The sequence below is a fragment of the Enterobacter sp. 03-F-07-AD-ECC genome (genome assembly GCF_047530935.1).
Taxonomy (GTDB): domain Bacteria; phylum Pseudomonadota; class Gammaproteobacteria; order Enterobacterales; family Enterobacteriaceae; genus Enterobacter; species Enterobacter cloacae.
Genome location: NZ_JBLKBZ010000003.1, coordinates 214,846 through 240,952 on the forward strand (window position 1 = coordinate 214,846; position 26,107 = coordinate 240,952).

Consider the following 26,107-nt stretch of genomic DNA (forward strand, 5'->3'; position numbering starts at 1 on the left):
GCGGACGGGAAGCTTACGCTGTACGCCCGTCCTCATTCTGCTGTAGGACGGTCTCGCCCGGTTGTAGTCCCGTCTCGCGCCAGCGCTGTAATGCAGCCCTTAATGCCTGAATCTCCTCCTCAAGCTGACGGATGCCGCCGCTGTCGGCAGCCTGCTCCTGCTCCAGACAGCGCGCCTCAAGCGCTGGCATACCGAGCAGTTGAATACCGCCCCGCAGTCGGTGCAGCGCGTCCTTCAAGGGTGTACCGGGGTCCTTTCGCCACAGCGCAATATCGCCCAGCGTCTCCTCCAGCACGGTTATCTGCAAATCCAGAAACGTTGCCAGATGCTCACCGTCCAGCAGTGCTGGGGGGAGCGTGATGGAATATGACGAAGCAACCGGCGATTTACCGGAGGGGGCCAGAGGGGCAAGCAGATTTTCCAGCGCAACCAGCGTGACCGGCTTGAAGATACAGTCGCGCATACCTGCTTCCCGCGCCTCATCCCGCACGGATTCACGCGCGTCCGCCGTCATGCCAAACACCGTGACATCCGGGTAATATTCATTGATTATGCGCGACAGGGCATAGCCACTCATCTCGGGCATGTTGCAGTCGGTGATCACCGCGTCCGGCTGTCGGATTGCCAGGCTCTCAAGCAGCTTTGCTGGGCTGTCGTGCTGGGTGACCGCATGTCCCAGCCACTCAAGCTGCTGGGTAAGCAGCATCCGCCCGACCGGATTATCGTCTACCACCATGATGGTCAACGCTGCGCGTTTGCCGGGTGGCACACAAGCTTTAGTTTCTTTCTCTGGCAGTGCGGCCATAACGGGCAGCCTGAGCGTCACCGTGACCGTTGTCCCCTCACCCGGCACGCTGTTCAGCGTGAGATCCCCTTCCATCATGTCCGCGAGCTGGCGGCAGATATAGAGCCCCAGCCCGCTGCCCTGCGCCCGGGTACGGCTCTCCCCCTGACTAAAAGGCTGGAACAGACGCTGTTGCGTCGCGATATCAATCCCCTCGCCGGTGTCTGCTATTGTCAGCTCCAGCAGCATAAACTCGCCGTTCTGCCATTGCGGCTGCGCCCGCAGCATCACCTGACCGTGGTCGGTGAATTTAATGGCGTTGCCCAGCAGGTTGGTGACGATCTGACGAAAACGCATCACATCGATCAATACGTCCCCTTTCAGGGCGGTATCCATTTCCAGCTGCAGCTTCAATGATTTCTGCGCCGCCAGCCCCTCAAACTGCGACACCGTTCCTTCAATCAGGTTTCGAAGCGAGGCGCGCTCCGGGCGGAGCACCAGACGGCCGGACGCAATACGCTCCACATCCAGGATATTCCCGATAAGCAGCAACAGCGACTGCGCTGCGTCCCAGGCGACCCGTATCGACTGCGGGTTTTGCGGGGCATGGTCGGGACGTTTCATCACCAGCTCCAGCATGCCGATAATGGCGCTGACGGGCGTGCGAATTTCATGGCTCATGGTCGCCAGAAAGGCGCTTTTTCCCCGACGGGCTCGCTCTGCGCGCTGTTTCGCTGCGCGCAGCGACTGAATAAGCTTGCGGATGCGCGCCTGTTGGATGCGCCGACGACGGTAGATCCACCCGGCCACCAGCGCCAGCAAGGCCAGACCGGCGGCGGTGAACGTCACCATCCACGTAATCGACAGCGCCGACGTCGACACAGAGGCAAACGCATTGCCCGTATTGCTGCCGCGCGTCAGGGCGTGGAGATCTTCCGGCGGGATGTTGATCAGCGCTTTATTCAGAATGGTGATCAGCGGCCAGGCCTGCCACGATGCGCCAAAGGCAAAGCGCAACGGTTCGGCATCGATGCTGGCGAGAATTTTCAGAGAGGCAAATTCTTTGCGGGTGAGCTGGGCGTTGGCAATGATCAGGGGCACCACCATCATGTCGTTTTTATCCTTCACCACGCTGTTAAAACCCTGCCACCAGGTATCGACCTTCGCCGTCTGGCCGCTGTTTTGTCGGCCAAGCCAGCCATCAGGCGCTTCACCGCGCAGGCTCACCACGCGGGGCTGAAGCGCCTCCTTCCCCGGGAGCGCACGTCCAACCATAACCCAGGAGTTATACAACCAGGTTCGGGTGGTGAGGAGATCCGCCTGCCAGATCCCCTCCTGCGTGACGCCAGCAATCAGCTCGGCCTCTCCGCGATTAATGGCCCTGAAGGCGGCGGCCTGGCTGGGATAACGGCGGATCTCAAAGGTAAACCCGGTACGCAGGCGGAGCGCGGTCAGCAGATCCGCCAGGATGCCGCGCAGCTGCCCGCGCTCGTTGAAAAAGGCAATGGGGGCGTTATCCTGCGCCACCGCGACGCGGATCCGGGAATGTTCTTTAATCCATTTATGTTCGAGCGAGGTGTAACGCGGTGGCTCTTCGCTCAGGGAGAGCGGGATCCCCCCGCTCCAGCGACGGTGGATCTCCACGCCCGCGTTCTCCGGCAGAGCCGTCAGCATCTTGTTGAGGATCGCGATCCAGACCGCCATCTTTGGCATCGCGGCGAACGAGAATCCCGACGCCTCGAACGTGTCCGCCACCGGACGAATACTGTGATTGCTTAAATTGGACTGACTCGCCAGATAGCGCGCGGTGATCGCATCGCTGAAGAACAGATCGATTTCGCGAAACGCCAGCGCCTCCAGCGCATGTCGCGTGGAGGAGAAATTCACAATGTCAGCCCCCGGATAACGGGCCAGCACGTCGCTGCGGCTGTAGACAGGCGAAACGGCGATCCTTTTCACCGGCTCATCGGGCGAGGCATCGGTATTTACCACTTCAACCGGGATGTTGTCGCTGTAGGGTACACTCAGCATCAGCCCCTGTTTTTGCTGGCTATCCCCTGCCTGAGGCATAAAATCCGCCTTGCCTGCCCGCAATGCTGACAAGGCATCGTCATAGGTGGGATAACGCACCACCTCGATCTCCAGACCGAGGTTTTCCGCCACCAGCCCGGTGAAATCCGCATTGATACCACCGTAATCATTCAGCCCGGTGGTGATGTCGTAAGGGGGCATCATCGGCTCCCAGACCGCCAGACGGATTTTGCGGTGTTCGCGCACCCAGCGCCATTCGCTACCGCTGAGTCCCGGCTCGATCACCTTTTCATGGCTACGCGCCAGCAGGCGAAGGGATTCCCCCGGTTGCGCGGCGCACACGGTAAAGGCAATACAAAAAAGCAGGATAAAGGTAACGGCTCTCACGTCTCTGGCTCTGAATTATCAATAAGCTCGAAAAGTTGTTCAAAATGCGCAAAGCCGCTTTTTTTCATCATTCGCGCCTTATAGGTGCTGATGGTTTTGTTGCTGAGCGCCAGCCGGTCGGCAATCTCCTTGTTGCTTTTGCCCTGCTTCAGATAGTTCAGCACCGCGATTTCACGATCGGAGAAACTCGCCAGCAGCGCCCGGGTATCATGTTGTATTTCAGTAGCCTCGACGATTTTCGTGAACGTCTCTTCCGGGAAACAGTGATAGCCGTCCAGCAGCAGTTGGCAAACCGGCTCGACGCGCTCCAGCGCCAGGCTTTTATTGATAAACCCGCTCGCCCCGGCCTTCAGCGTACGCAGTGCGTAGATCCCTGCAGGCTGGTTGGTATAAACCAGCACCCTGAGCGCAGGGAAGTGGTGCTTGATACGCGGGAGAAGATCCAGCCCGTCAGCGTTTTTGAGTTCCAGATCGAGGATCAGCAGCGACGGCTGTTCCCGATGCAGCAGCGCCAGCAGGTTCTCGCCGGAGGATGTCGTCACGATAAAATCCGGATTTTTTTCCAGCAGCACCTTGAGCGCAAAGCAGATTGCCGGATGGTCATCCACAAGCAGTATTTTTGTCATTGGTGTTTATTCTTTCCTGAGGCATTAACGGCTCCATTACACGCTATACACCATAGCCTACCACGTGTTGAATCAGGACAAGGTTTGTCTGGTTTGAGAATAATTCAGAAAAAATACGAAATACACAATCACAACCTACTTTTCATTAGGCATAATGATTTAAATAAATGGGTTTGGAATTTAAATGCCGGATATAACAGGGTTGGTTTAATGCAGCAAAACGCTAAACCTGTCCTGTGATGAAAAAGGTTCTGGAAACCTCAGTCACAAACTCGAAATCACTTGTCAGGCCATGAGAATGACTCAGAAAAACAGGCGGAACAGAACTTTCCTTCCTTTCAAAACAAGCAGTCTGGATGCTTTGTATTTTTGTTTTATCATCCTTACCCTCAATTAATGAGAGCAGGAAATGCATACCATCCGAATGGATGCTGAGCGTTTTTTGATTATAAACATCTACAATATTAACGCTTCCCGTATTCCTCCTGAGCTGATGAAGCGCATCGTAAACATCTGACCATAAGGGGAAGTCCTTTTTACTTAAACCAGTATTTGCGCAAAACAGGGAAAGCTTCATTTTCATCGTTTGTCCTTTAACAATGTTGTTTGCTACGTATTTTAACATGGAAGATGAACAATCCAGAGCAGGATAAAGTGATGTCGCTGGCAAATTACACATTTTAGGAATTTTATGGCCTGCATTCTGGCTATGCCTGCCATCTGCTCGCCGATATCAATGCTCTGCTACTGAGCAGCCCAGTAAATAATTACTGGGCTAACAGGAATGTCAATTTATGAAGAAATATAAAATCGCAAAATGCTATTAGCGTTTACGATTATGATTTGATATTGATACGCCATCTAGAATTTACTTTTAATATTTTCGTATTTTTCATTATAACTATCCGCATTGCCAATACCTCTTCCCTGAATAATTTGCACAGTAGCTGAAATAACATTTTTTACTTTTTCATCTTTACTCATCTCAATATAGAGTCTTTCTGATACACCAGACTCTGTCCCACTTATCATGTTAACCACTGGGATATAAGATGAGGCATCTCTGGAAACATCCGTTTTAGAATAGATAAGCAGAAGGTTACCCTCATCCGTGAACGTCATACCATCAGGATTACCTAATAAATTTATTACTTTCGTTTTATCACTACCTTTTTCTAATTCTGTAAATGCCAAATTACGGGCACTTACATAATCAAGATTATATTTATTAGGATTATGTAAATCTTTTACAAAGATATCATGATTAATGACAATATTATCAGGCCCATAGACTACTGAAAGAACTCTATGTGCATAAGTGCCGGTCATGCCGTTCAAAAATCCTGTATATGAAGCAACCGAAAGCTTCCCATCAGGGAATGTTTTCTTTAAAGCAGAACGGGATTCATCTTTTTTGCCAATAACACTGGACAAAGAAGAGACATTTGTTTCTCCGTCTATTATTTTTGAATTAATTAAAGCATCACTGTTATTCTTATCAGACAATAATTCACTACCGCCGTTAAATGCAGAGCAAGCAGTGAGTAACATTGATGCTACAGCAACACTTAATAGTAATTTTTTTGACATATTTAAATATCCTTAATAAATTTTATCCTAATTTAGAAGGCACCATAATGCCCTCATCCCACAAGGATTCCGAGCAGGTGCCCAGAACCGTGATTACTACTTTTTTCAGTAATACTGATAATCCCTTTGTATTACCCCTTCAGTCTTCAGTTTGGAGAATCTTTTGCTGCCGCTGCCCGCTCCCAAAACCACGCCGCCCGGCAGTTTTGTCCTGGCTGGCACTGATGTAGCCGGACCCCGTCATGCTGCCGAACGAGAAGCTGCCGCCTGCCGCCGTGCTGTTCTGCGTCGATTTATAATCGTTGCTGTCCTGCTGGCTGCTCATCCACAGATCGCGCCCGATATCCGCAACGATTTTATCGCCACTCACCTGCGCGCCGTTCAGAATGGCGTCCCGACCGCTGGTCATGGAGACCGTCCCGCCGCTGTCGAGCGTCGTTTCCGTCCAGGCCGTACCGTCGCCCTTTTCACTGCCTTTCGAAGCATTCACATTCGCAAACACGCCGATGCCGTAACCGCTCTTCCCGCCGCCAATGCTGACGCCTGCACCGCCACCGCTGCTGCTGTTCTTTCCTGTCGTCTGCTGTGTGCTGGCCGCACCGCCCAGCACGATGTCGTTCGCTGCGACAAGCGCGGTGTCGCCGCCCGCCTTCAGCTGGCTGCCGCCGATAAGGATGTTGCCGCTGTTCTCTCCTTTCTCTTTTCCGGTCGCGGTAATGGACAGATTATTCCCCGCATTCAGCGTACTGCCCGCAACCGTGTCACTCTGCATGTGCTGCTCGGATTTCGATTTCTGCGAAGAGAGCGAAACGCTGACGCCGATACCGCTGTTGGGATCGCCGTTAATCTGCGCCATTTCTGCACCCTGCGACGCCTGTACGCCTGACAGTGCCGCTTTGGTAGCCTTCAGCGCCGCAATTGTGCTGCCGCTGTTAATGACGTTCCCGCCCGCCAACTGGACGTTATTGCCGCTGTGCACGGTGACGTCCTTCGGCGACAGGTACACTTTCGGGATCATCACCGTCTGGCCGTTGATGGTTGCCGCTTCCCACCACAGCAGGCTGTGGTCAAGCGCGGCAACCTGAGCCGCCGTGAGCGCCACGCCGAATTTCAGCCCCAGCGTTTTTTGTTGCTCTGCGGCGCTGTCCATCAGGTAGCGCATCTGATCGAGATCGGAGCCGATGCCGTTGATATATACCCTAAATAATTCGAGTTGCATGAAGGCGGCAAGGGAGTGAATCCCCGGGAGCTTACATAAGTAAGTGACCGGGGTGAATGAGTGCAGCCAACGCACAGGCAACTTGAAGTATGACGGGTATAGCGGTTGCCGGTCTGGTTCAGAATAGCGTTGCTGACGTAACGGGTATCAAATGCCGCGTCACCGAGGAACCGATAATCGCGGTCCGGGTTTAGGCTCAGACGGTCAAGGAAACAGGACGAGCCAGGGAACGGGTTCTGACTGGAGGTGGTACAGAGTAGCCATAATTTATATTTATTATGCAACTCAACAGCAAACTTTAATATTTCCTGAAGCCACCTCGCAATTCCTACAATTATCTTTTTAACAGATACTGTATTTTTATTCAGCCCGGTATAATCAGCGCAAAGAAAATCACTTCACAGTAAAGGAAGCGCTAACAGTTTTATATTATTAAAGAACGCAGCATGAAGGTGTACCACCACCCCCATGCCGCTAACCAAAAACAACTTTCAAGGAGTTGAATATGGCTGAAACGAATTTTAAGCCAGAGTTTACTGTTTTCAAAACAGAATTAGATGTTTTTAACAGTATTACCGAAAACCGCGATCTGATACGCAAAAATGATATCCGCCGTTTGCACGGAAACCGGACTGATGCTGCCCCTATTCATCCCCGCGCGGAAACGCCGGAAGACTGTTCTGCCTGTTGCGAGCTTTATTCACGGGTGGACTGTAAATATCTCCCACTCAGCGGCAAGTGGCTCGCAAATGCAGGTTTTATTGACTGGATGCCTGTCAAAATCCGGGTTATGAAAGATTGTATTGTCATTACGCCACAACATACACGTGAGTTATGGGGATGTCTTGAAGGCATGAGCGTGGTGAATATCAATAAAAAGAAAGTGGCGCAGTGGCTGAAGACATTTCCGGGAGCGCTCAATGATTTGGGGGATGTGCCGGTGATTAAGCGGGGGTAAGTAACAATGTAGTCATATCTGATAAAACGATCCCGGCCAGAGCGTTCTGACCGGGGTTATTTTTAGTCGTAACGATAGTCTAAATTAATCTTCATTTTTTCAAGATCAACTGTAACAAGGCAGCCATGCCATACTGGCCGCCCACCAGTAAGTCCTTGTTCTATGTAGAAGTTCCTTAATTCTACTAATTTCTTAAGAAGTAAGCTGTCTGTTGCAGAGGTTCCAGGCAAAAACCATGTTTTCTCACCTTGTTTATTGATGTAATCGTATAAAAATTTTGCATGATCATTTTCAGGGGATAACTCAGCATCCAGGAAGAGTTTCTGCGCATCCTCAGGTGCCGATTCAAACAATATCCGCCCAATTTCTGAATACAATTCATCATCACGAGAAGCCATTACTTACCTCCTGGGGCGTTGTTAAAAATCTCTCTTACTGGTCGATCATTATTTATCTGATAAGTAACTGTAAAACTGTCTGGTCTTTTATTACTACCTGTATAAGAGGGCTCGATTTTCACATTAACCTGCTTACCATTTTTTAGAGCACTAGCCCAAGTATTTTCCATCTGTTTCCACGCCCCCTTATTTAGGTTGCCATCCATAGGTACAAGATTAAGCTTTTCGCCAGGACCATTAAAAATACTGGCAATTAAATGCCCACCTTCATCACCAGAGGTGCCGCATTTTCCGGCCTTACATTGCTGATAAGTGTTTCTGTCATTTTTCGTCCAAGCTAATGTAGCCTCCGCAGAACCTGTTCGGCCTTCAGCATCAATACGATACGTCTTATTACCATCCACCTGATAAACCGTATTCGGCTCCGGTTTATTCATCGCTTTATTCCAGGCTCCTTTCTTACCGGAGTCAACAATGACAATGTTTTTTCCTTCTGTTCCTGCGGCTGGTTTCCCGCCTTTACTCATCCCACCGGTTACAGCCCCAAGCGCAGCAGCTGCTAAAATATCAGCCTGTTGACCATCTATTCCATAACGGATTTTCAGCTGACTTGCAAATTCTGTACTGGTAACAACACCTTCCGCTTCGATCTGCTGAGCTAACAACGAAGACATATCGTTCTTCATTGCAGACGGCACATCTGCACCTAACACGCGATCTATAGCTTCTCGTACCAGCATTCCGTTAGCAGGTATATCTCCATATTTCTCTTTACAGGCCGCCGGGTTTGTTGCACAGACAGCGATCATTTCCTGCTGTTGCTTCAGGCTGAGATCTTCCATCTCCTTGACGACCTGTTTGCAGTCGCCCCGAGTCTGACACCCTCTCGCCCTTGCCGCAAAACTGTCAATCTGATCGGCACTTAGCGCATTATTCTCAACCGCATTCTTCCCCCCCTGTGCCCCCGCAGCCGCTGAAGCCGTGCTGTCTCCCGCTATTCCTCCGGCCATCCCCGCCGATATCGTCGCCAGCGTGCTGACCGTCTGCTTCTGCTCCTCGCTCAGGTCACTCACCGCTTTGCCCGGATACATCGCCTGCATGATTGCACGCGCAGCCAGTTCCCCCGTAGCGGCACCGGCCGCACCCGCCGCGGCACTGTTCCCCTGCAGCGCCGCAACCGCGCCGCCCAGTATCGCGTGCGCAATGGTGTTGACCGCCGGATTGCCCTCCGTCGATTTCAGCAGATGCGCCAGCTCCGGTGCCGAGGCTCCCGCCAGCGCACCGGCGATATCTCCGCCTGCCAGCCCCTGAAGCGCCGCCGTTGCCGCCTGGATACCCCGTTGCAGGTCGCTGCCTGTGCCGTATTTCGCCTGCTGAGTCCTATATTCTGGCGTCTCTTTCAGCTGCTCAACCGTCAGGTCAGGGTGCGTCTTACGCGCTTCCTTCAGCGCATTCAGCTCGCCCTGCGTTCTGGCGATGTCTGCCACCTGCCCGCCGATATCGCTGATGGCGCTCACCTGCGCAAGCCGCCGCTGCTCCTTCTCCTTGTCAAATATCGGGCTGATGCTGTCGTTTGCGTGTTCTGTATCCCGGCTCAGGCTGGCCACATCCTGCTGCTGGTTCGCGGTATCACGGATGGTGATGTTACCCTCGCCCACCGCCGCCTGTGTCGTACCCTCCGCATGACCGCTGCTGCCCGCTGCCGATACCACGCCGCCCGGCAGGTTGCCCTTGAATGCATCACCGCCAAAGTCACCGCCGCCGCTCAGGCTGACGCCGCTGTGGCTGACCTTGTAATCCGCCTCGTTGTGGATATCCCGGAAGCCCAGCGTGCCCGTATCGAGACTGTTTTTGTCCGCCGTCGCCGTTGAGGCAATCACCGCACCGTCAAGCTGCGTGTGGCGTCCCACCGTCACATCAAAACCGCCATCGCCCGCGAAGAGCCCTGTCTGCTCCTGCACCGAGTCATACGTGCTCTTCATTTTGTCCTGGCTGGCACTGATGTAGCCGGACCCCGTCATACTGCCGAACGAGAAGCTGCCGCCTGCCGCCGTGCTGTTCTGCGTCGATTTATAATCGTTGCTGTCCTGCTGGCTGCTCATCCACAGATCGCGCCCGATATCCGCAACGATTTTATCGCCAGTCACCTGCGCGCCGTTCAGAATGGCGTCCCGACCGCTGGTTATGGAGACCGTACCGCCGCTGTCGAGCGTCGTTTCCGTCCAGGCCGTACCGTCGCCCTTTTCACTGCCTTTCGAAGCATTCACATTCGCAAACACGCCGATGCCGTAACCGCTCTTGCCGCCGCCAATGCTGACGCCTGCACCGCCACCGCTGCTGCTGTTCTTTCCTGTCGTCTGCTGTGTGCTGGCCGCACCGCCCAGCACAATGTCGTTCGCTGCGACAAGCGCGGTGTCGCCGCCCGCCTTCAGCTGGCTGCCGCCGATAAGGATGTTGCCGCTGTTCTCCCCTTTCCCTTTTCCGGTCGCGGTAATGGACAGATTATTCCCCGCATTCAGCGTACTGCCCGCAACCGTGTCACTCTGCATGTGCTGCTCGGATTTCGATTTCTGCGAAGAGAGCGAAACGCTGACGCCGATACCGCTGTTGGGATCGCCGTTAATCTGCGCCATTTCTGCACCTTGCGACGCCTGTACGCCTGACAGTGCCGATTTGGTGGCCTTCAGCGCCGCAAGGCGGTCATCGCTCTCGCCTTTCGCGTCACGTGCCGTCTGCACTGCACTGTTCACCGCACTCCCCGCCGCCCCGGACAGCGCCACCGTCAGCCCGCTGCTCTTCTGCTCAAAGGTCTCATCGCGGGTGCGTTTGTCATGCCCCGGCTCAATCACCACGCTGTCACCGGTCAGGCTGATATCCTTCTGTGCGATGATATCTGCCCCACCGATATGCGCCTGTTTGCCCGCTGTAATGCTGACGTTGCCGCCCGTCGAGCCGACGGTGCTGAAGCTCTCGCTCTGGGTGGTACCCTGCTCGCGAAGATCGTGGGTGGACTTGCTGCTGCCGATGGTGAAGCCAATGCCGCCCGTGCCCATCAGGCCGGACTTTTTGGTCTCCTTAAAGCGCCAGGCCGTGTCGGTGTTGGTCGCCGCCACGATGTCCACATTGTTGCCTGCGGAAAGGGCCACATCGCCGTCGCCAGCGACCGCAGAACCTAACACCCGCAGGTTGTTACCCGCCGACACCGTCACATTATCGCCGCTCAGCAGCGAGCCTTTCTCCCGTGTCGCGCTGTCTTCCTCGATGGTGTGGGTGGTCTTTTTGCTCAGGAAGCCGCTACTGGTTTTAGTTTGTTCCCGATAGCGGTAATCGCTCTCCGTCGCCGTCGTCAGATTTACGTCGCGGCCTGCCGCCACGCCAATATCGCCCTGCGCTGTCACGTCAGCCGCCTGCGCGGTTACGTCGCGCCCTGCGAGGATCACCGTATTCCCCCCGCTGGCAATCTCCGTACCCTGCTGACGAACAGATTCGTCAATGGCGGTTTTTTTCTTCGCCTGGCTGCTGGAGCGTTCCATCGACGCTTCCGCCAGCAGGTTCACATCCCGACCGGCCTGAATGCCCACATCGCCTTCCGCCGCTATCGCCGCCGCACGGGCATTCACATCGTTACCTGCCTGCAGGGTGAGGTCATCGCCCGCGCTCAGGGTGCTGCCCTGATGCGTGACGGACGCCGTCTCCGTGGTCGCGCGGTTGCGCCCGGCGCGTCCTTCGCTGGTCGCGATCTCGTTGGCGGTGATGTTGATATCATTCCCCGCCGCCATACCCAGGCGGCCACCCGCCGAGACGTTTGCGCCGGTCACGTTGATATCCTGTCCGGCGCGCATCGTCAGCCCGTCGGTGGCGGTGATGGAGGCCGTCCTGCCGACATCGGTGCCACTGAAATGCACATTTCCCGCATCGACATTCCACTGCTGTGCGCGGGTGATGTTGTTAATGCTGCCCGCGACGCTCTCCAGCCCTACCGTTTTGCCGCTGATGGTGGATCCGATGTTATTGATATCCCCCAGCGCGCTCAGGTTAAGCCCGCCGCCTGCGCTCAGCAGCCCGGCGTTGAGGTTGCTCAGGCTGTTGCTGCTGTCGATTGAGAGCCCATTCTGCGCCGCAATTGTGCTGCCGCTGTTAATGACGTTCCCGCCCGCCAGCTGGACGTTATTGCCGCTAATCACGCTGCCGCTGTGAACGGTGACATCCTTCGGCGACAGGTAGACTTTCGGGATCATCACCGTCTGACCATTGATGGTCGCTGACTCCCACCAGAGCATGCTTTTATCGAGTGCAGCAACCTGCTCAACCGTGAGCGCCACGCCGAATTTCAGCCCCAGCGTTTTTTGTTGCTCTGCGGCGCTGTCCATCAGGTAGCGCATCTGATCGAGATCGGAGCCGATGCCGTTGATATAGCGTCTGCCGGTCTGGTTCAGAATCGCGTTACTGACGTAACGGGTATCAAACGCCGCGTCGCCGAGGAACCGGTAGTCGCGATCCGGGTTCAGGCCGAGCCTGTCCAGGAAATAGGCCGAGCCAAGGAACTGGTTCCGATCGGTATACGCGCTGTTGGTTTCACGCGGTGTGGCACCGGGTGTTATGCCAAGCAGGTCATACAGTCCATTAAACAGGCTGTCGTCCATGTTGCCGAGGTCATCGAGCTTTGGGTTCACCGTAATCAGATACGGGCTATCGGGATCGGTGGAGGGAACAAAATAGCCGTTGTTGCCGGACGGCAGTGGATAGTTACCGCTGCTGCCGTTTTGGTCGGAGAGCGATGAACCGCCGGAGATATCTTTCAGGGCGTCACTCACCGCATCACGCCATTGCGGGGTGGTGATGTCCTGCGCATCCGCTTCGACAAGGGACTGCGCCTGCTCGCCGCTGGTAATGGACTGGTTGCTGAGCGGGGTCAGCGTAGGGGCGGCAATCGTATTGCTAAAGCCATCCGTGTTGGCGGTGACGAGAGTGTTGCTGATGTCGTTGGTGAAGGTGGCGTGAATATTACCGCCTGCCTGAATAACGGCACGGTAACTCGTTGCTGTTCCCTCGGTTGCAGTGTATCTCTCGCCAGTAGCAAGGTACCGGATGTTATCGTGCACATCCCCTGTTTTTGCCGGGTTAGGCTTCATGCTTCCCAGGCGTCCCTGCGTCTGGGATACATCATAGTGGTAAACCTGATAAGTGATCCGCTTACCCGATTCCCATGACTGATTGTTTAATACGCTCCCGCTTAACGTGGCGTCACGTTGCGCAAGAATAAAACTCGCCTGATTATCAAGTTCTCCCGCAGTAATAAAGAGATCGCGCCCGGAGGCGATCCTGGCGGCTTTGCCCGTCGCGTTTACCCGAACTTCAGACTCAAGAACGGCAAAAGCTTTTTCATAGTATGCTTCGTAAGGTGTCGCCCAGGATTCCGGTTTGAAACCAGGGGCTCCAGTACCACTGCCACCGAAATCTGTCACAAACCAATCATATTCCTCACGGGGCAACCAGCCTGCTGGGATCAACGCTTCCGTCATTGTTACCCACGGCAACGAAGTCACCGCCTGCTCAGGCAGCACTTCCACATCCAACTGCTCCCATTTATTGCTCAGCAGCCCTGTTGCGACGGTCAAATCACCCTTCTGCGTCTCAATATTCCCGGACGTATTCACCACTTCACTGTTCGCTGCACCCGCCGCATTTTTCTGCATCCACAGGCTATTCCCTGCCAGAATATCGCCGTAGACGTTATGAATACGGTCGGCAAAGAGCTGCATATTATTCGCGGCATAAATCAGTGCGGTATTGAGCAAGGTGCCCACAGCATTCATCGTCAGGCTGCCAGCCGTACCGGTAAAGCCATTTACGGTTATGTCACTCAGGCTGTTAAATACCACGTCGCCGCCTGCCGAGAGGCTACCGGCTGCATTGAGCACAATACGTTGCGCGCTGAACGTGCTATCCCCCTTACCTGCAGTGAACTGGCCGTTGTTGGTTAATACTCCACCCGTGCTCAGAACAAGGCTGTTTCCCTGTAAGGTGCCATTATTGGTGATATCCCCCTGAGCGGTGAGAGACAGGGTGTTGCTGGCGGCGAGCGTTCCACTGAACTCAAGCGCATTTAACAGATGAAGCGTGACGTCTCCCAGCGCCACAATCTGCCCGGCGTTTTTCAGCGTGCCGCTGTTGAGCGTGAGGTTACCCGCGCTGAACAACTTACCGCTGATGGTATGGGTAATCTCATCGCCCTTCACCGTAAGCGAACGGGTACCGAGAGCCGTACCGCTGTTACTCAGTTTTTGATAATTAACCAGCAGGTCTGCGCCCTGCAGCATGCCGTCGTTGGTCAGCGTCGTTCCCCGTAGCTCAGCGTTGTCAGTGGCGAGTATCCGCCCACTATTTGCCGCGTTCACCACATCCAGCAGCAACCTCACCGCCTGAACCAGACCACTGCTGCTGTTCTCCAGCTCCGGTGCGGTCAGCGTGAGCTTGCCACCGGAAAGCATTTTGCCGTCGTTCTGTACGCGGGTGGTGGCCTTCACCGAAGATTCCCCACCGCCCTGCAGCGTGCCCTGATTGTTCAGCGTGGCTGTCGATACCGTCAGCGCATTCTCGCTCAGCAGCACACCGCTGGCGGTATTGTTCAGCGCGCCCGAGGCATTCAGCGTCAGCGCTTCTCCCTGAAGCCGTCCGCTGTTAATGAGTTGCCCGGCGGTAATCGTGGTCGCTTTCCCCTGGATTTGCCCGGCATTCGTTGCATTGTCCGCATCAAGCGTCAGCGCGCCTGCGCTGAGCAGTTTTCCTCCGGCCTGGTTATTCAGCTGCGTTAGGGCAACCGAAAGCGCATCAACGCCGGCGATCTCACCGCTGTTGTTCAGGGTACTGCCCCCCAGCGTGAGGTGTTTTGCAATCCACTGCCCGCTGTTTGCCAGCGTCAGTGCTGAGAACGCCAGTTCTCCATTAGAGGTGATTTTGCTGCCCGTTGTCCCGGTAAGGGTGCTGTCGATTTGCGCATCCAGTAAATTTTCTGCCTGGATCGCACCGCCGTTCGTAAGCGCCTGCGCATGAATAAGTACCCGTTTCCCCTGCCATTGTCCTGCGTTACGCAGATCGCCGCCAGTCACGGACAACTCGCCCGCAGTCAGCAACGATCCCGACGCGTCATTCACCAGCGTCAGTAATGGCGCCGCCATCTCCAGGCGGGCGGCCAGCGTCAGGGCGGCAATCCCGGTCAGCGTTCCGCTGTTCGTGATGGTGTCCTGATGCGCGGTGACGCGATTCCCCTGAAGCGTACCGCTGTTGCGCAGCGTCTTTCCGTTAAGCGAAAGGTCACCGGCCGACAACATAGTGCCGCTGTTAACGGTATTGACCGCATTCAGCGTCCCGTTGCCCTGGCTCATCAGTTCGCCGGTATTGCTGAGCGTTCCAGCGGTCGTAACGTCAAGTGAGCCGGTCGCGAGGGAACTTCCGCGGTTAGTCCAGTCGTGGGAACGGATGCTGACATCCTGTCCCTGGAGCTGCCCTGCGGTAGCCAGCGTGGTACCTGAAAGGCCGAGCGCTCCCCCCGTCAGCGTGCGGGAGCCTGTCAGTAAATTCAGGATTCCGGCGGTCAGTGATAATGCGCTATCGCCCTGTAACAGACCGGCACTTTCCAGGCGTTCGGCATTCAGCGTCAGGGTGTTGCCCACCATGCTGCCCGCACTGGACACTGACTGTGCCGTGATGCGGTTTGCTCCTTGAGCCAGCAGCATCCCCTCCGCGCTGTTCTTCAGCGTCTCGTAATCAATTGCCAGTGAAGTCCCGCTCAGCTCGCCGCTGTTGGTCAGATTTGAACCAGAGAGGGAAAGCGCCGCGTCGCTGGTGATAATACCGGCGTTGTTCAGTTCAGAGAGGGAAAGTGACAGTGCCGACGGGCTGTACAGCACGCCGCTGCTGCGGTTATCCAGCAGACGGGTAACCAGCGACAGCGTTTGTCCGGCGTGGATCAGACCACCGTTAATGACCTCAGGGCTGTCGATTGCAAGCGAGGAGGCCGTCAGGGTTCCACTGTTGCTGAGATGGCCGGTTTCAACCTTAAGCCCTGAAGCTGATGATTTTCCCGTGTGGTTGAGACTGCTGTCAGCCTTCAACGTCATGTTGCCTTTGGCAGCCTGAGTTCCTTCAAGTTTTGCGTTTTGCACGGCCACGCCGACGCTGTTGCCCTGTGTCTGTGCCGTGGCCGTGGTGTTGAGGCTGCGGCCCTGCACGGTAACGGCGCCACCGGCACTGGTTTCACCTGCAAGCGTGGTATCGGTGTTGTTCAGCGCCACATCCCCGTCGCTGTGGGTCACTGACGTTGCGCTGGCGGTGAACGTCTTCCCTGAGGTGGTGAGCCCCCGGACACCGGAAAGCGTACCGCTGTTGACGATTTGCGCCGCGTTCAGCGTAAGCGTGTCATCGCTGATAAGCGTGCCGCTGTTGTTCAGATTGCCGCTCGCGGTTACGGTGGTTTTCCCTTTCGCGCCGGTCTCACCGGAAAGCGTGGCATTGTCTGCGCGGATATCCAGCGTGGAGGCGCTCTTCAGCGCGCCGGAGCTGGTGATATCCGTCCCGGAGACGGTCAGGCTGTTGCCCTGAACTGTGCCGGTATTGCTGAATATACCGGTGTTAATCCGGGTATCCGCCACGGCGGCTAATGCGCCATGGTTCGCGAGGCTACCCGCGCTGACGGCGAGAGATTGTCCGGCGGTTGTGCTGCCTTTCAGTTGGCTGTGGCCAGACGTGGTAAGCGTGATGTTCCCGCTGGCATTTGTTGTGCTGCGGCTCTCCTGCGTCAGCGTCTGCGCGTTGAGGGCAATCTCGGAAGCACTGAGATTTCCCTGCTGCACCAGCTCGCCTCCCTTGACCAACAGCTGCTGACCCGCCACAACAGAACCGTTAAGCGCCGCGTTTTTCTCAGCATTTACGGCAAGATGACGACCCGCGCTTGCCTGGGCATCTACGCTCTGGATCAGGGTGGTCGCGGCAAGCGTAGCGTCATTTGCCGCCGTGAACGCACCGCCGTTTTGCGTCAGCGTGCCGCGGGTTGTTAACTGAAGGTTGTTATCGGCGGCAACGTGAGCCTGGTCAAGCGTCAGCGCCGTCTGGCCGGAGACCGTGACGTTGCCACCCGCTTTATGGTCCCCGCGTAACGTTACGTCCGCTGCGCTGACCGTGGTGCTGCCGCTGGCAAGGGTGTTTTTCAGCACCACTTTTCCCGCACTGCTGAGCGCAATATCCCCCTGTCGCGCGTTAAGGTTGCCCAGGTTTACGCCCACCCCCGTTTCACTGGAGACCAGACGGATCCGGTTGGCATACATGCCGCCCAGCGCGCCGGTGTCTACCGCGACCTTCGGGGCTGTACCTTCACCTTTTAACGCACTGACGCTGCCATCCGCCGCTACGCGGTTCGCCCCTGCAACGACACGTAAATCTTTCGCATGCAGTTGCGCGTTGATCTCCGTCGCACGGGAGATGATCGACACCGCATCGCTCTGCGAGCCATTGAGGCCCGCGCCCTCGATGGTGACCGCCCCCTGGGTTACATCAAGAGATTGCAGCTTACCGCTGGCATCAAGCACCGGTTTACCCGTGGTGAGGGTCACATTCGGCGTGTTGATAAATCCGCAGCCGTTACAGGTGATACCGTAGGGATTCGCCACGATGACGTTCGCCGCCTTGCCGGCCACTTCGGTATAGCCCTGCAAATTTGAGCGGTTAGCGCCGGTGACTTCGTTGATGATGCCTTTGGCTTCCTGCCCGGCCTTCAGGTTGGGGTTATTCTGGATAAGCCCGCCAAGCTGAGTCTGGTTAAGCTGCCCGGTCGCGTTATTGAGGATCAGCCCCTCTTTCCCGACGTTGTAGTCGTTGTATTTGTTATGGGAAATACCGGACTGGTTCGGCGTGGCGATGTTCACCACCGGCACGCCGTTAGCCGCCTTATCCATCTGCGTATTGCCGGACGGGGTGATGGATGCCGCCACCGCAGGTAACAGCGGCTGCGTCGCCAGCAGAACGCTCAGTAACGCGCTCAGCGCGCGCTGTGAAAAACGAACCTGATCCTGTTTCATCATCCCTGTCCCTTAGAAAGCCACTGATACGCGGTAGTAAATCGTGAGGTGATCCGGTGCCAGCCAATCCGGATACGCCATCGGTGTGCCAACGGTAAACTGGCTTGAATAGCCGCGATGAGCCGTCGTCAGACCAAACGCGGCGCCCCACAGTGTGCCGGAGGCGTAACGGTCAAATCCGTCCTTCTTCAGCCAGCCACCGTCAACTGCCGCCAGCAGGCCGACATCCCCCACCCACGGCAGCGTAAAGAGCGAATAATTGAGTTCATTTCGCCAGTAACCGCCGTTATCACCGGAGAGGTACTGCTCTTTGAAGCCGCGCACGGAGGCCTCTCCCCCCAGCGTCAGGCGCTCGCTGCCGTACAGCCGGTCCGGCGACCACTGAAAATAGACGCTGGTCAACCACCACAGCCCGTCAGCAACCGGGCGCTGAAAACTGCCGTTGACGCTCCATTTGCGGAACTCGGCTTTCGGCACATCGCCATGTTTGTCGTTATCATCTTCGGCGCCAAACCACGGCACACCCTGAGTGAAGGTCGGGTTCAGGGTCGCCACGCCGGAGGCAATTTTTTGCGTGTGGTTAAGGCCCAGGGAGAAACTTGAAAGTTTGCGGCTGCTGGTAGCCAGCAGAACATCGTCGAGATAGTTATGGTTGATGCGGTGGGTGATGCCCGCCGACAAGCCGGTTTTGATATCGCCATTGCGGAACAGGACCCAGGAGCCATTCAGACGGTAGGTTTCGGTGTCGCCCGTCGAACGCCAGAGCCAGCCGTTATTATCGATGGTGCTGAGGTAGTTGCTCCAGCTGTAGCTGTAGTCCAGCAAGCCGTAGCCATAAGGCACGCTGACCCCGGCGGCAAAATTCTGAGCATCATGGCTGTTCGAAAAATCGCTGCTGCGCCCGCCGCTGATAAACCACTTATCCGCCAGCCCCAGCAGGTTATTGCCGTACAGCGCGCCATTGAGTTGTCCGGTACCGGTACTCTTTTGCCCGCTGTTATCGAAACTCACTGAACCGCTGAGCGGGAATTCAGGCGAAGCCGTCAGATTGACGATTGAATAGCCCTGTCTGTCGCCGGGCAAAATTTCTATTTCAACCGGCGTCTGGCGCACGCGATTAAGCTGCTCCATGCCCTGTTCGATATCGCGCAGGTTAAGAATTTTCCCTTCGAGGCCGGGGAAGGTCATGCTCAGCGTGCGGGCGGGAACCCCTTCAAGCCGGATTTGCTGGAGTTTACCTTCCAGTACCGCGAGATGCAGTACGCCACCAGAGAGATCCTGCTCGGTTAAAAATGCGCGGCTGGTGATATACCCCCGGCTGATATACCAGTCAGAGACGGCGTTGGTCAGGGCGTTGAGACGCGCCATATCAAGACACTGGTTCACCCACGGCGCAACCAGGCGATCTTTGGCTAACGGAGAAAGAAGGGTGGTACCCGTCAGCTCAATGCGCGAGATAACAAAACAGGGACCTTGCGGAGTCGCGGCACTGTCGGGCTGAACAGGACGCGGTAATACCACGCTGCGCTCCAGCTCTTCACGCTGGCGCTGGTTTTCATCCAGCAGCTGCTGCTGTTGCTGCTGAATAGTATTACGGTCGGCCGGAGACAGGGGGGCCGCCTGCGCAGCACCTGCCAGCAAGGCCATGCCAGCCAGCACCTGTAGTATCGACGTTTTCCCTGACATCACTGCCACTCCTTGCTAAAAGTCCGTTTTCAGACTTGCCTGTCAAAAAACGCGCAACTTATGTCAAAAAGTAAACAGTGTAAATACACACATTTAATTTAAGGTCTATTTTGCTGCATTTTCAGAATTTAGCGGGTGACACTGCGTAAATCTAAAGAAATCCCCCATCGCGCCGATCATCATCCGTGTGTATTATTTCCTGTAGCGTTTCCAACAACTAACCTTAACTCAAATACTTAAGCGCCAAAGCGAAAGGCATCATGAGCACACCGATCAAACGGCTAGAAATCATTAAAAATGCCATTGAACTGGAAGATGACGACATCATTCAGAGCCAGCTAACCCGGCTGAAAAATGAAGCGTTTGACGATGAGCTACAGGCAATCGTCGTGGCGCTTGAGCAGAAAAACTACACTGCGGCCATCGCCGCGATCGTCGCGTGGCTACAGAGCCAGCGTGCCGTGACGCCATGGCGCGATCCGCAGGTCGCCGCGAGCAAACTGGAACTGAAAGCGCTGGAAGAGCGACTGCGCGATCTGATTGACCGCCGTAACGCGCGCGTACAGCAGCTTGATGAGTTCAACGATCTCTATTTCTCCCGCCTGGGCCCGCTGATGCAGCAGATCCTCGCCCTGCGTAAAACGCTGGCCGAGCTGAACCTGCGCCGCCAGCAGGCTGAGGCGCGTCGTCGCGAGGAAGACTACCGCCGCTGTCAGCGCTACATGGCCCAGGCCGTGGAGGTGCTGGCAACACTCACCCAGCGCTGGCGCGAACTTCCTGCCGATTCCGTACAGGCAGCCGAGGCGCGTAAGCATCTGCAGCAGCAAAGTAACCTGATTGCCAACCTGCTTGCCGAGGCGCTGGAGCTGGAGAGCGGCTTAACGCGTGAGGAAGAGCCTGCGCGTCAGGCGCGTGACGAGGCCAACGAAGAGTACGAGAAATACCGCGAGCAGCATCAGGATGCCGAAGTGCGTCTGCGTAAAGGGAAAGATCTTTCACAGGAGGATCGGGACGAGCTGAAACGGCTCTGGCGGCAGGCGAGCAAGCTGTGTCACCCGGATCTAGTGGCGGACGATTTGAAAGAAGAAGCCAACGCGATGATGGTGCAGCTCAACCAGGCTAAACAGCGTGGAGACGTCAAAGCCATTCGTTCTCTGGTGGCGCGCCTGCAGCAGGGCTTCGAGCCGCTGATGGCCAGCGACAGGCTGAACGATCTGGAGCGCATCCGCAAAAAAATGGCTCAGGTTCGCGAGCAGATCGACACCTTAGTGAACGAGCTGGCAGAACTGGAGAAAGAAGAATCCTGGCTGCTGGTGTCGTCGCTCAGCAATATGGAAGCGTACTTCGCTCAGCAGGAAAAGGCGCTGAACGAGGTCCGCGCCTCGCTCGAACATCAGGTGAGCGAAGCGCAGCTCGATTCAGCAGCGTAATTATTTCGCGTGCCAGTACGCGCTGGCACGCACCAGCTGCTGATCGATAGCCTCAGTCTCAAACAGTCGGCTCAGGTTTTTAACCACCTTCCCTTCCCCGGTCAGCCAGATAAAGTAATCTTCCGCCGGAACGTTCAGCGACGCCAGCAGCTCAGCCACCGCCTGCTCGCTGTGGCCGATCACCCAGGTGATGTTGAACGCGCTCAGGTGCGCCAGATAATCCTTGTATGATTCATCCCCGACGGTGACTACCGCGTGAATTTCCGGGCGTTTCGGCAAGCTGGCGATGCCTTCCAGGCGGCGACGCAACGCCGGCATCCCGGACTCATCGCACACATACAGCTGCCAGGCGTAATCCTCCGGTACCACCAGCGAACCGCGCGGGCCACCAATCGTCAGCCTGTCGCCCACTTTCGCCTCTAGCGCCCACTGGCTGGCAACGCCACCGTCATGCAGGAAGAAATCGAGCGCCAGCTCATGCTTCGCGGCGTCGTACAGCGGCGTGTAATCCCGGCTTTGCGGGCGCACGCCGTCGCCCCAGTCAATGCCCTCGTCGGTGACCACCGGTGGCACAAACGTCGTTCCCGGGGCCGGGAAAAACACTTTGGTGTGATCGTCGAAACCGCGGGAGCTAAAGCCCTCCAGCGCCTCGCCGCCTAAAACTATGCGCTGAAAACCAGCGCTTACGCGCTCAACACGGAGCACGGTCAGTTCACGAAAACGCAGTTCGTTACGCACGCGTTGTGGATAGCGGGTGGTTGCCATGTTAAGACCCTTCTCAGGTGAATACGATATATCTAAATTGATTTTAAATGATAATGATTGCTAATCAGCAAGAATGCAAGATCTTTTAGATTGCATCTGAATATATCTTAGATATAGTTTAGATATATCAATTTACGAGGCACACTATGCGACACGAACATGATGGCGGCGGACGTCGACCACGCTTTTTTGGTCACGGCGATCTGCGGCTGGTGATTCTGGATATTCTGACCCGCAACGCGAGCCACGGTTACGAGCTGATCAAAGAGATTGAGAACCTGACCCAGGGGAACTACACCCCGAGTCCTGGCGTGATTTACCCGACGCTGGATTATCTTCAGGATCAGGCGTTTATCACCATTACGGAAGAAGAGAATGGGCGTAAGCGCATTGCCATCAATGCGGCAGGACAGCAGTGGCTGGAGGAAAACCAGGAACAGCTTGAGCAGATTCAGGCGCGTATCAAAGCCCGCACGGTTGGTTTCCAGCTACGCAAAAACCCGCAGATGAAGCGGGCACTGGATAACTTCAAAGCGGTGTTAGATCTGAAGGTGAATCAGGGAGCGCTCAGCGACGCGCAGCTTAAGCAGATCGTTGGCGTGATCGACCGCGCGGCGCTGGAGATCTCCCAGCTGGATTAAGCCGGTGCGTGCGCGCTCACGCGGAAGACGCGTACCAGCTCTTTCAGGTGCATCGCCTGCTCGTTGAGGGAGGCCGCCGCGGCAACAGACTCCTCCACCAGCGCGGAGTTTTGCTGGGTGGTGGCATCAATCAGGCCAATCGCGCTGTTAATCTGCGAGATCCCCTCTGTCTGCTCGTGGCTGGCCTGGCGGATCTCACGCAGGATCACATCCATCTCTTCCACGTTGCCCACCATGCCATTGATAAGCTCGCTCGCCTTCTCGACCAGATTCATCCCGTCCTGCGTCTGGCTGGTGGAGCTTTCAATCAGCTCACGGATCTCACTGGCTGACGAAGCACTCTTCTGCGCGAGCTGGCGCACTTCACCAGCCACCACCGCAAAGCCACGACCGTGCTCGCCCGCCCGGGCCGCTTCCACCGCCGCGTTCAGCGCCAGAATATTGGTCTGGAAGGCAATGGCATCGATCAGGTCGATGATGTCGGACATCCGGTTCGAGGTCTCGTTAATCAGGCGCATTTTGCTGGTCACCTGCTTCATCATCTCACCGTTGTTTTTGACCACCTTCGCAGCATCTGCCGACAGGTTGGTCGCTTCTCCGGTATGCGAAGCGGTGTTTTTCACCGTCGCGGTGATCTGCTCCATCGAGGCGGCGGTCTGCTCCACAGAGCTGGCCTGCTCTTCCGTGCGCGCAGCCAGATCCTGGTTCCCGGCGACAATCTGCGCGGCGGCGCTGGAGATATTCTCCGAGCCGGTCTGCACCTGCTGCACAATGTCCAGCAGACGCGTTTTCATCTCCATCAGGGCATGCAGCAACAGGCCGGTTTCGTCTTTACCGTGCGAGGTGATACTGCCGGTGAGATCGCCATCCGCAATCGCCGCCGCAAAATCCACGGCCTGGCCCAGCGGACGGGTAATGGAACGTACGATAAACCAGCCAATCAGGCTGCCTGCCGCCACGCTGAAGAGAGTAATGAGGATGAGCAGCAGACGGTTGCTCCTGAAATCACTTTCCACCTGCACCCCGGCGTTCTGCATCTCAGTGTTCTGAATCGCAATCAGCTGCTGCACTTTGGCTTTATAGGCCTGCTGCAGTTTGAGGGTGTTAGTCATCATCTCCTGAAGCGCCCCGGCGCGATCGTGATTCTGCACCGCCTGCAAAATACGATAGCGCGAGTCCAGATACTGCTGGCGCACGCCGCGTATCTCGGCGAGCACCTGCTGCGATTGCTGATCCTGCAGTACGTTGTTCAGCTCACCGAGGAGCACCGTGATGTGCTCGCTAATCTCTTTAAGATGCTGCTGCGACTGCGCCGTGTACGTTCCCTGTTCATCCAGCAGCATGAGCTGCTGAGTGCTAATAAATTCCTGGAAGTTATCGATTAACTGGTTCGCTTTTACCGTGGTTGGATAATCACTGGTAATAATGGATTGCATCCCGTTGTTTGCCCGGTTCAGACTCATTAAAGACAAACTCGCGCTCACCACCATCAGGACAATAAAGAATCCAAACGCCAGAAATAATTTCGTGCCGATTTTTACGTCATGTAAGAACATATTTACTCCATCGATGTGATTATTTCTCAGACGATCACCGTTATCGGTAACGAAACCGCTAACTTTATGACTTTGATCGTTTTTTTATTTCATAACCATCACAATGGATAGGCAGAGGCTATTAATATAGCCGTATCGATCGTTACTCAACCACCAGACGGGGCATTTATGAAATAGCATCGGGGAAAAATGACTTAGGCAGGGATAAATAACTGAGGTACTTTCTTTAGTTACTTAATATAAAATTAACAATAAATCGCAAGAATAATTACAAATGAAGCGACGAAAGCCGTTTACGCCTGGCAGAATAAACGGCTTTTCTGGAACATTACAGACTCAATGGAGAACCGTCACTGCATCCTGAAGACGTCCGGCCCGGTGTTTTACCATCGCGGAGATCTGCGCACTCTCTTCAACCATATCGGCGTTTTTCTGCGTGATGCTGTCCAGTTCAGCCACCGCGCGGGTTAACTCCGAAAGCCCGGTAGCCTGTTCAGAGGTGGCATGGCTAATCTGCGCGATCAGCTGCGTGACGTTTTTCACCTGCTCAACGATATCATCCATGGTGCGTCCTGCGGCGTGTACCTGCTCGGAGCCGGACTGTACCTTGCTGGCGCTGGCATCAATCAGCTTACGGATATCGTTGGCGGCATTAGCGCTGCGGCTGGCAAGATGACGAACTTCCCCTGCCACCACCGCAAAGCCTTTGCCCTGCTCACCGGCTCGTGCCGCTTCTACCGCCGCATTCAGGGCGAGGATATTGGTCTGGAAGGCAATATCGTTGATCAGGGTGGTAATGGAGCCGATACGCTGGGTACTGTCGGCGATATCGTCCATGGTTTTGACTACCGTCTGCATCGCGTTCCCGCCTTTGGTCGCCGCACTGCTGGCGGCTACGGAGAGCTTATCGACCTCGGTGGCGGTTTCAGAGTTACTCTGAACGGAGGCCGCCATCTGGTTCATCGTCGCCACGGTCTGCTGCACGTTTGCAACGGTCTGACGCGTGCGGTCGTTCAGATCCTCATTACCCTGCGCCAGCTTGTCGCTGCCGTCGCGCACGCTCACCACCTGGCTTGATACGTCATTGATTAGCCAGCGACACATCAGCCCCAGTTGCCCCACCGCGCGAAGGGTCAGCCCCAGTTCGTCGCTGCGGTTCAGGTGCTGCACGCTATTGCGCTCGCCGGTTGCCACCTTCAGCGCCTGTCGCGCCACGTTCTCTACCGGGCGGACAATCTGCTGTTCAAACAACAACGTGCCCAGCAGCATCATTATCGCTGCTGCGGCCAACGACACCCAGCCTGCTGAGGTTGCCACAAGCGTAGCGGCGAGCGCGCCAAAGAGCACCGCCATCACGCCGCGTACCTGCCAGCGCAGCGGCATTGCCGGTAGCTTTCCGAACCAGCCCTGACGCACCACCAGCCCTTTATGGATCCGTTTAGTACAGCGTCCGGCATTCAGGGCCTTATAGAGTGGCTCAACGGTGGCGATCTCTTCTGCCGTCGCTTTGGTGCGAATCGACATATAGCCGGTGACCTTCCCGTGGCGCACCATCGGCACCGCGTTGGCGCGCACCCAGTAGTGATCGCCATTTTTACGGCGGTTTTTGACAATTCCGCTCCACGGCTCGCCCTGTTGCAGGGTGTACCACATATCGGCAAAAGCGGCTTTAGGCATATCAGGATGGCGCACCAGATTATGCGGCTGACCCATCAGCTCATTAAGATGATATCCACTCACCTGAACAAAGGTGTCGTTAGCATGAGTCAGATAGCTGTGGACGTCTGTGGTAGACATTAAGGTGGTGTCATCGTCCAGAAGATATTCATTCTGGGTGACATAGGTTGGAGAGGACATCGTGAGCATCCCTTGCAGGTTATTTGAATGTTAATTTTGTGGTTTATTGTTTTTTCGGCGGTAAACAATTTATCTTTAGTTGTTAAACTTGATGGAGATCGCAGAT

The 26,107-nt window shown here is 55.7% G+C and carries 13 protein-coding genes and 1 pseudogene; 3 read left to right on the top strand and 11 right to left on the bottom strand.

Annotated elements, in window-relative coordinates:
• Positions 1–13: 13 nt before the first annotated feature.
• From ACMWKA_RS06210 to ACMWKA_RS06230, 5 genes and pseudogenes are all read right to left on the bottom strand, one after another.
• Entirely contained in the window at positions 14–3,202 is a 3,189-nt protein-coding gene (locus tag ACMWKA_RS06210) for an ATP-binding protein (RefSeq protein ID WP_414760077.1), read from the bottom strand.
• Complete coding sequence (locus ACMWKA_RS06215) at positions 3,199–3,828, bottom strand: response regulator transcription factor (protein ID WP_095440059.1); 630 nt, start codon at positions 3,826–3,828, stop codon at positions 3,199–3,201. Before ACMWKA_RS06215 ends, ACMWKA_RS06210 begins: the two co-directional genes overlap by 4 nt.
• A gap of 223 nt (positions 3,829–4,051) precedes the next feature.
• Positions 4,052–4,411 carry a DUF6911 family protein gene (locus ACMWKA_RS06220; protein ID WP_414760078.1) on the bottom strand — a complete coding sequence of 120 codons (360 nt, stop codon included), beginning with the start codon at positions 4,409–4,411 and terminating at the stop codon, positions 4,052–4,054.
• 278 nt (positions 4,412–4,689) lie between these two features.
• Positions 4,690–5,418, bottom strand: coding sequence for a hypothetical protein (locus ACMWKA_RS06225; protein ID WP_038420657.1), 729 nt, complete (start codon positions 5,416–5,418; stop codon positions 4,690–4,692).
• Between the two features lie 205 nt (positions 5,419–5,623).
• Positions 5,624–6,613, bottom strand: a pseudogene (locus ACMWKA_RS06230) (hemagglutinin repeat-containing protein); the annotation flags it as partial.
• Positions 6,614–7,142: 529 nt separating this feature from the next.
• Here ACMWKA_RS06230 and ACMWKA_RS06235 point away from each other — a divergent pair.
• Positions 7,143–7,595, top strand: a complete 453-nt coding sequence (locus ACMWKA_RS06235) for a SymE family type I addiction module toxin (RefSeq protein WP_414760079.1) — start codon at positions 7,143–7,145, stop codon at positions 7,593–7,595.
• 62 nt (positions 7,596–7,657) lie between these two features.
• Here the strand turns inward: ACMWKA_RS06235 and ACMWKA_RS06240 are convergent, their stop codons facing one another.
• Genes ACMWKA_RS06240 through ACMWKA_RS06250 form a run of 3 tightly spaced genes read right to left on the bottom strand, consistent with a single transcriptional unit; the run spans position 7,658 to position 19,713 of the window.
• Positions 7,658–7,993 (bottom strand): hypothetical protein, encoded by a 336-nt coding sequence (locus ACMWKA_RS06240; RefSeq protein WP_040024052.1) that lies wholly within the window; start codon positions 7,991–7,993, stop codon positions 7,658–7,660.
• Positions 7,993–18,069, bottom strand: a complete 10,077-nt coding sequence (locus ACMWKA_RS06245) for a hemagglutinin repeat-containing protein (protein ID WP_414760080.1) — start codon at positions 18,067–18,069, stop codon at positions 7,993–7,995. The genes ACMWKA_RS06240 and ACMWKA_RS06245 overlap by 1 nt, the downstream gene beginning before the upstream one ends.
• A 9-nt stretch (positions 18,070–18,078) precedes the next feature.
• Positions 18,079–19,713, bottom strand: a complete 1,635-nt coding sequence (locus ACMWKA_RS06250) for a ShlB/FhaC/HecB family hemolysin secretion/activation protein (RefSeq protein WP_414760098.1) — start codon at positions 19,711–19,713, stop codon at positions 18,079–18,081.
• Positions 19,714–20,012: 299 nt separating this feature from the next.
• On the opposite strand from ACMWKA_RS06250, the gene ACMWKA_RS06255 reads away from it, so the two are divergent.
• Positions 20,013–21,182, top strand: a complete 1,170-nt coding sequence (locus ACMWKA_RS06255; protein WP_013098822.1) for a DNA repair ATPase — start codon at positions 20,013–20,015, stop codon at positions 21,180–21,182.
• Here the strand turns inward: ACMWKA_RS06255 and ACMWKA_RS06260 are convergent, their stop codons facing one another.
• Positions 21,183–21,947: a siderophore-interacting protein gene (locus ACMWKA_RS06260; RefSeq protein WP_248048332.1), complete on the bottom strand. Its 765-nt coding sequence runs from the start codon at positions 21,945–21,947 to the stop codon at positions 21,183–21,185.
• 146 nt (positions 21,948–22,093) lie between these two features.
• Between ACMWKA_RS06260 and ACMWKA_RS06265 the strand changes: the two genes are divergently transcribed.
• Positions 22,094–22,588: a PadR family transcriptional regulator gene (locus ACMWKA_RS06265; protein ID WP_148791225.1), complete on the top strand. Its 495-nt coding sequence runs from the start codon at positions 22,094–22,096 to the stop codon at positions 22,586–22,588.
• On the opposite strand, the gene ACMWKA_RS06270 is transcribed toward ACMWKA_RS06265, so the two are convergent.
• Together ACMWKA_RS06270 and ACMWKA_RS06275 are read right to left on the bottom strand one after the other, a co-directional pair.
• Positions 22,585–24,144 carry a methyl-accepting chemotaxis protein gene (locus ACMWKA_RS06270; protein ID WP_013098825.1) on the bottom strand — a complete coding sequence of 520 codons (1,560 nt, stop codon included), beginning with the start codon at positions 24,142–24,144 and terminating at the stop codon, positions 22,585–22,587. The genes ACMWKA_RS06265 and ACMWKA_RS06270 overlap by 4 nt on opposite strands.
• Positions 24,145–24,480: 336 nt before the next feature.
• Positions 24,481–26,001 carry a methyl-accepting chemotaxis protein gene (locus tag ACMWKA_RS06275; RefSeq protein WP_414760081.1) on the bottom strand — a complete coding sequence of 507 codons (1,521 nt, stop codon included), beginning with the start codon at positions 25,999–26,001 and terminating at the stop codon, positions 24,481–24,483.
• Positions 26,002–26,107: the final 106 nt, after the last annotated feature.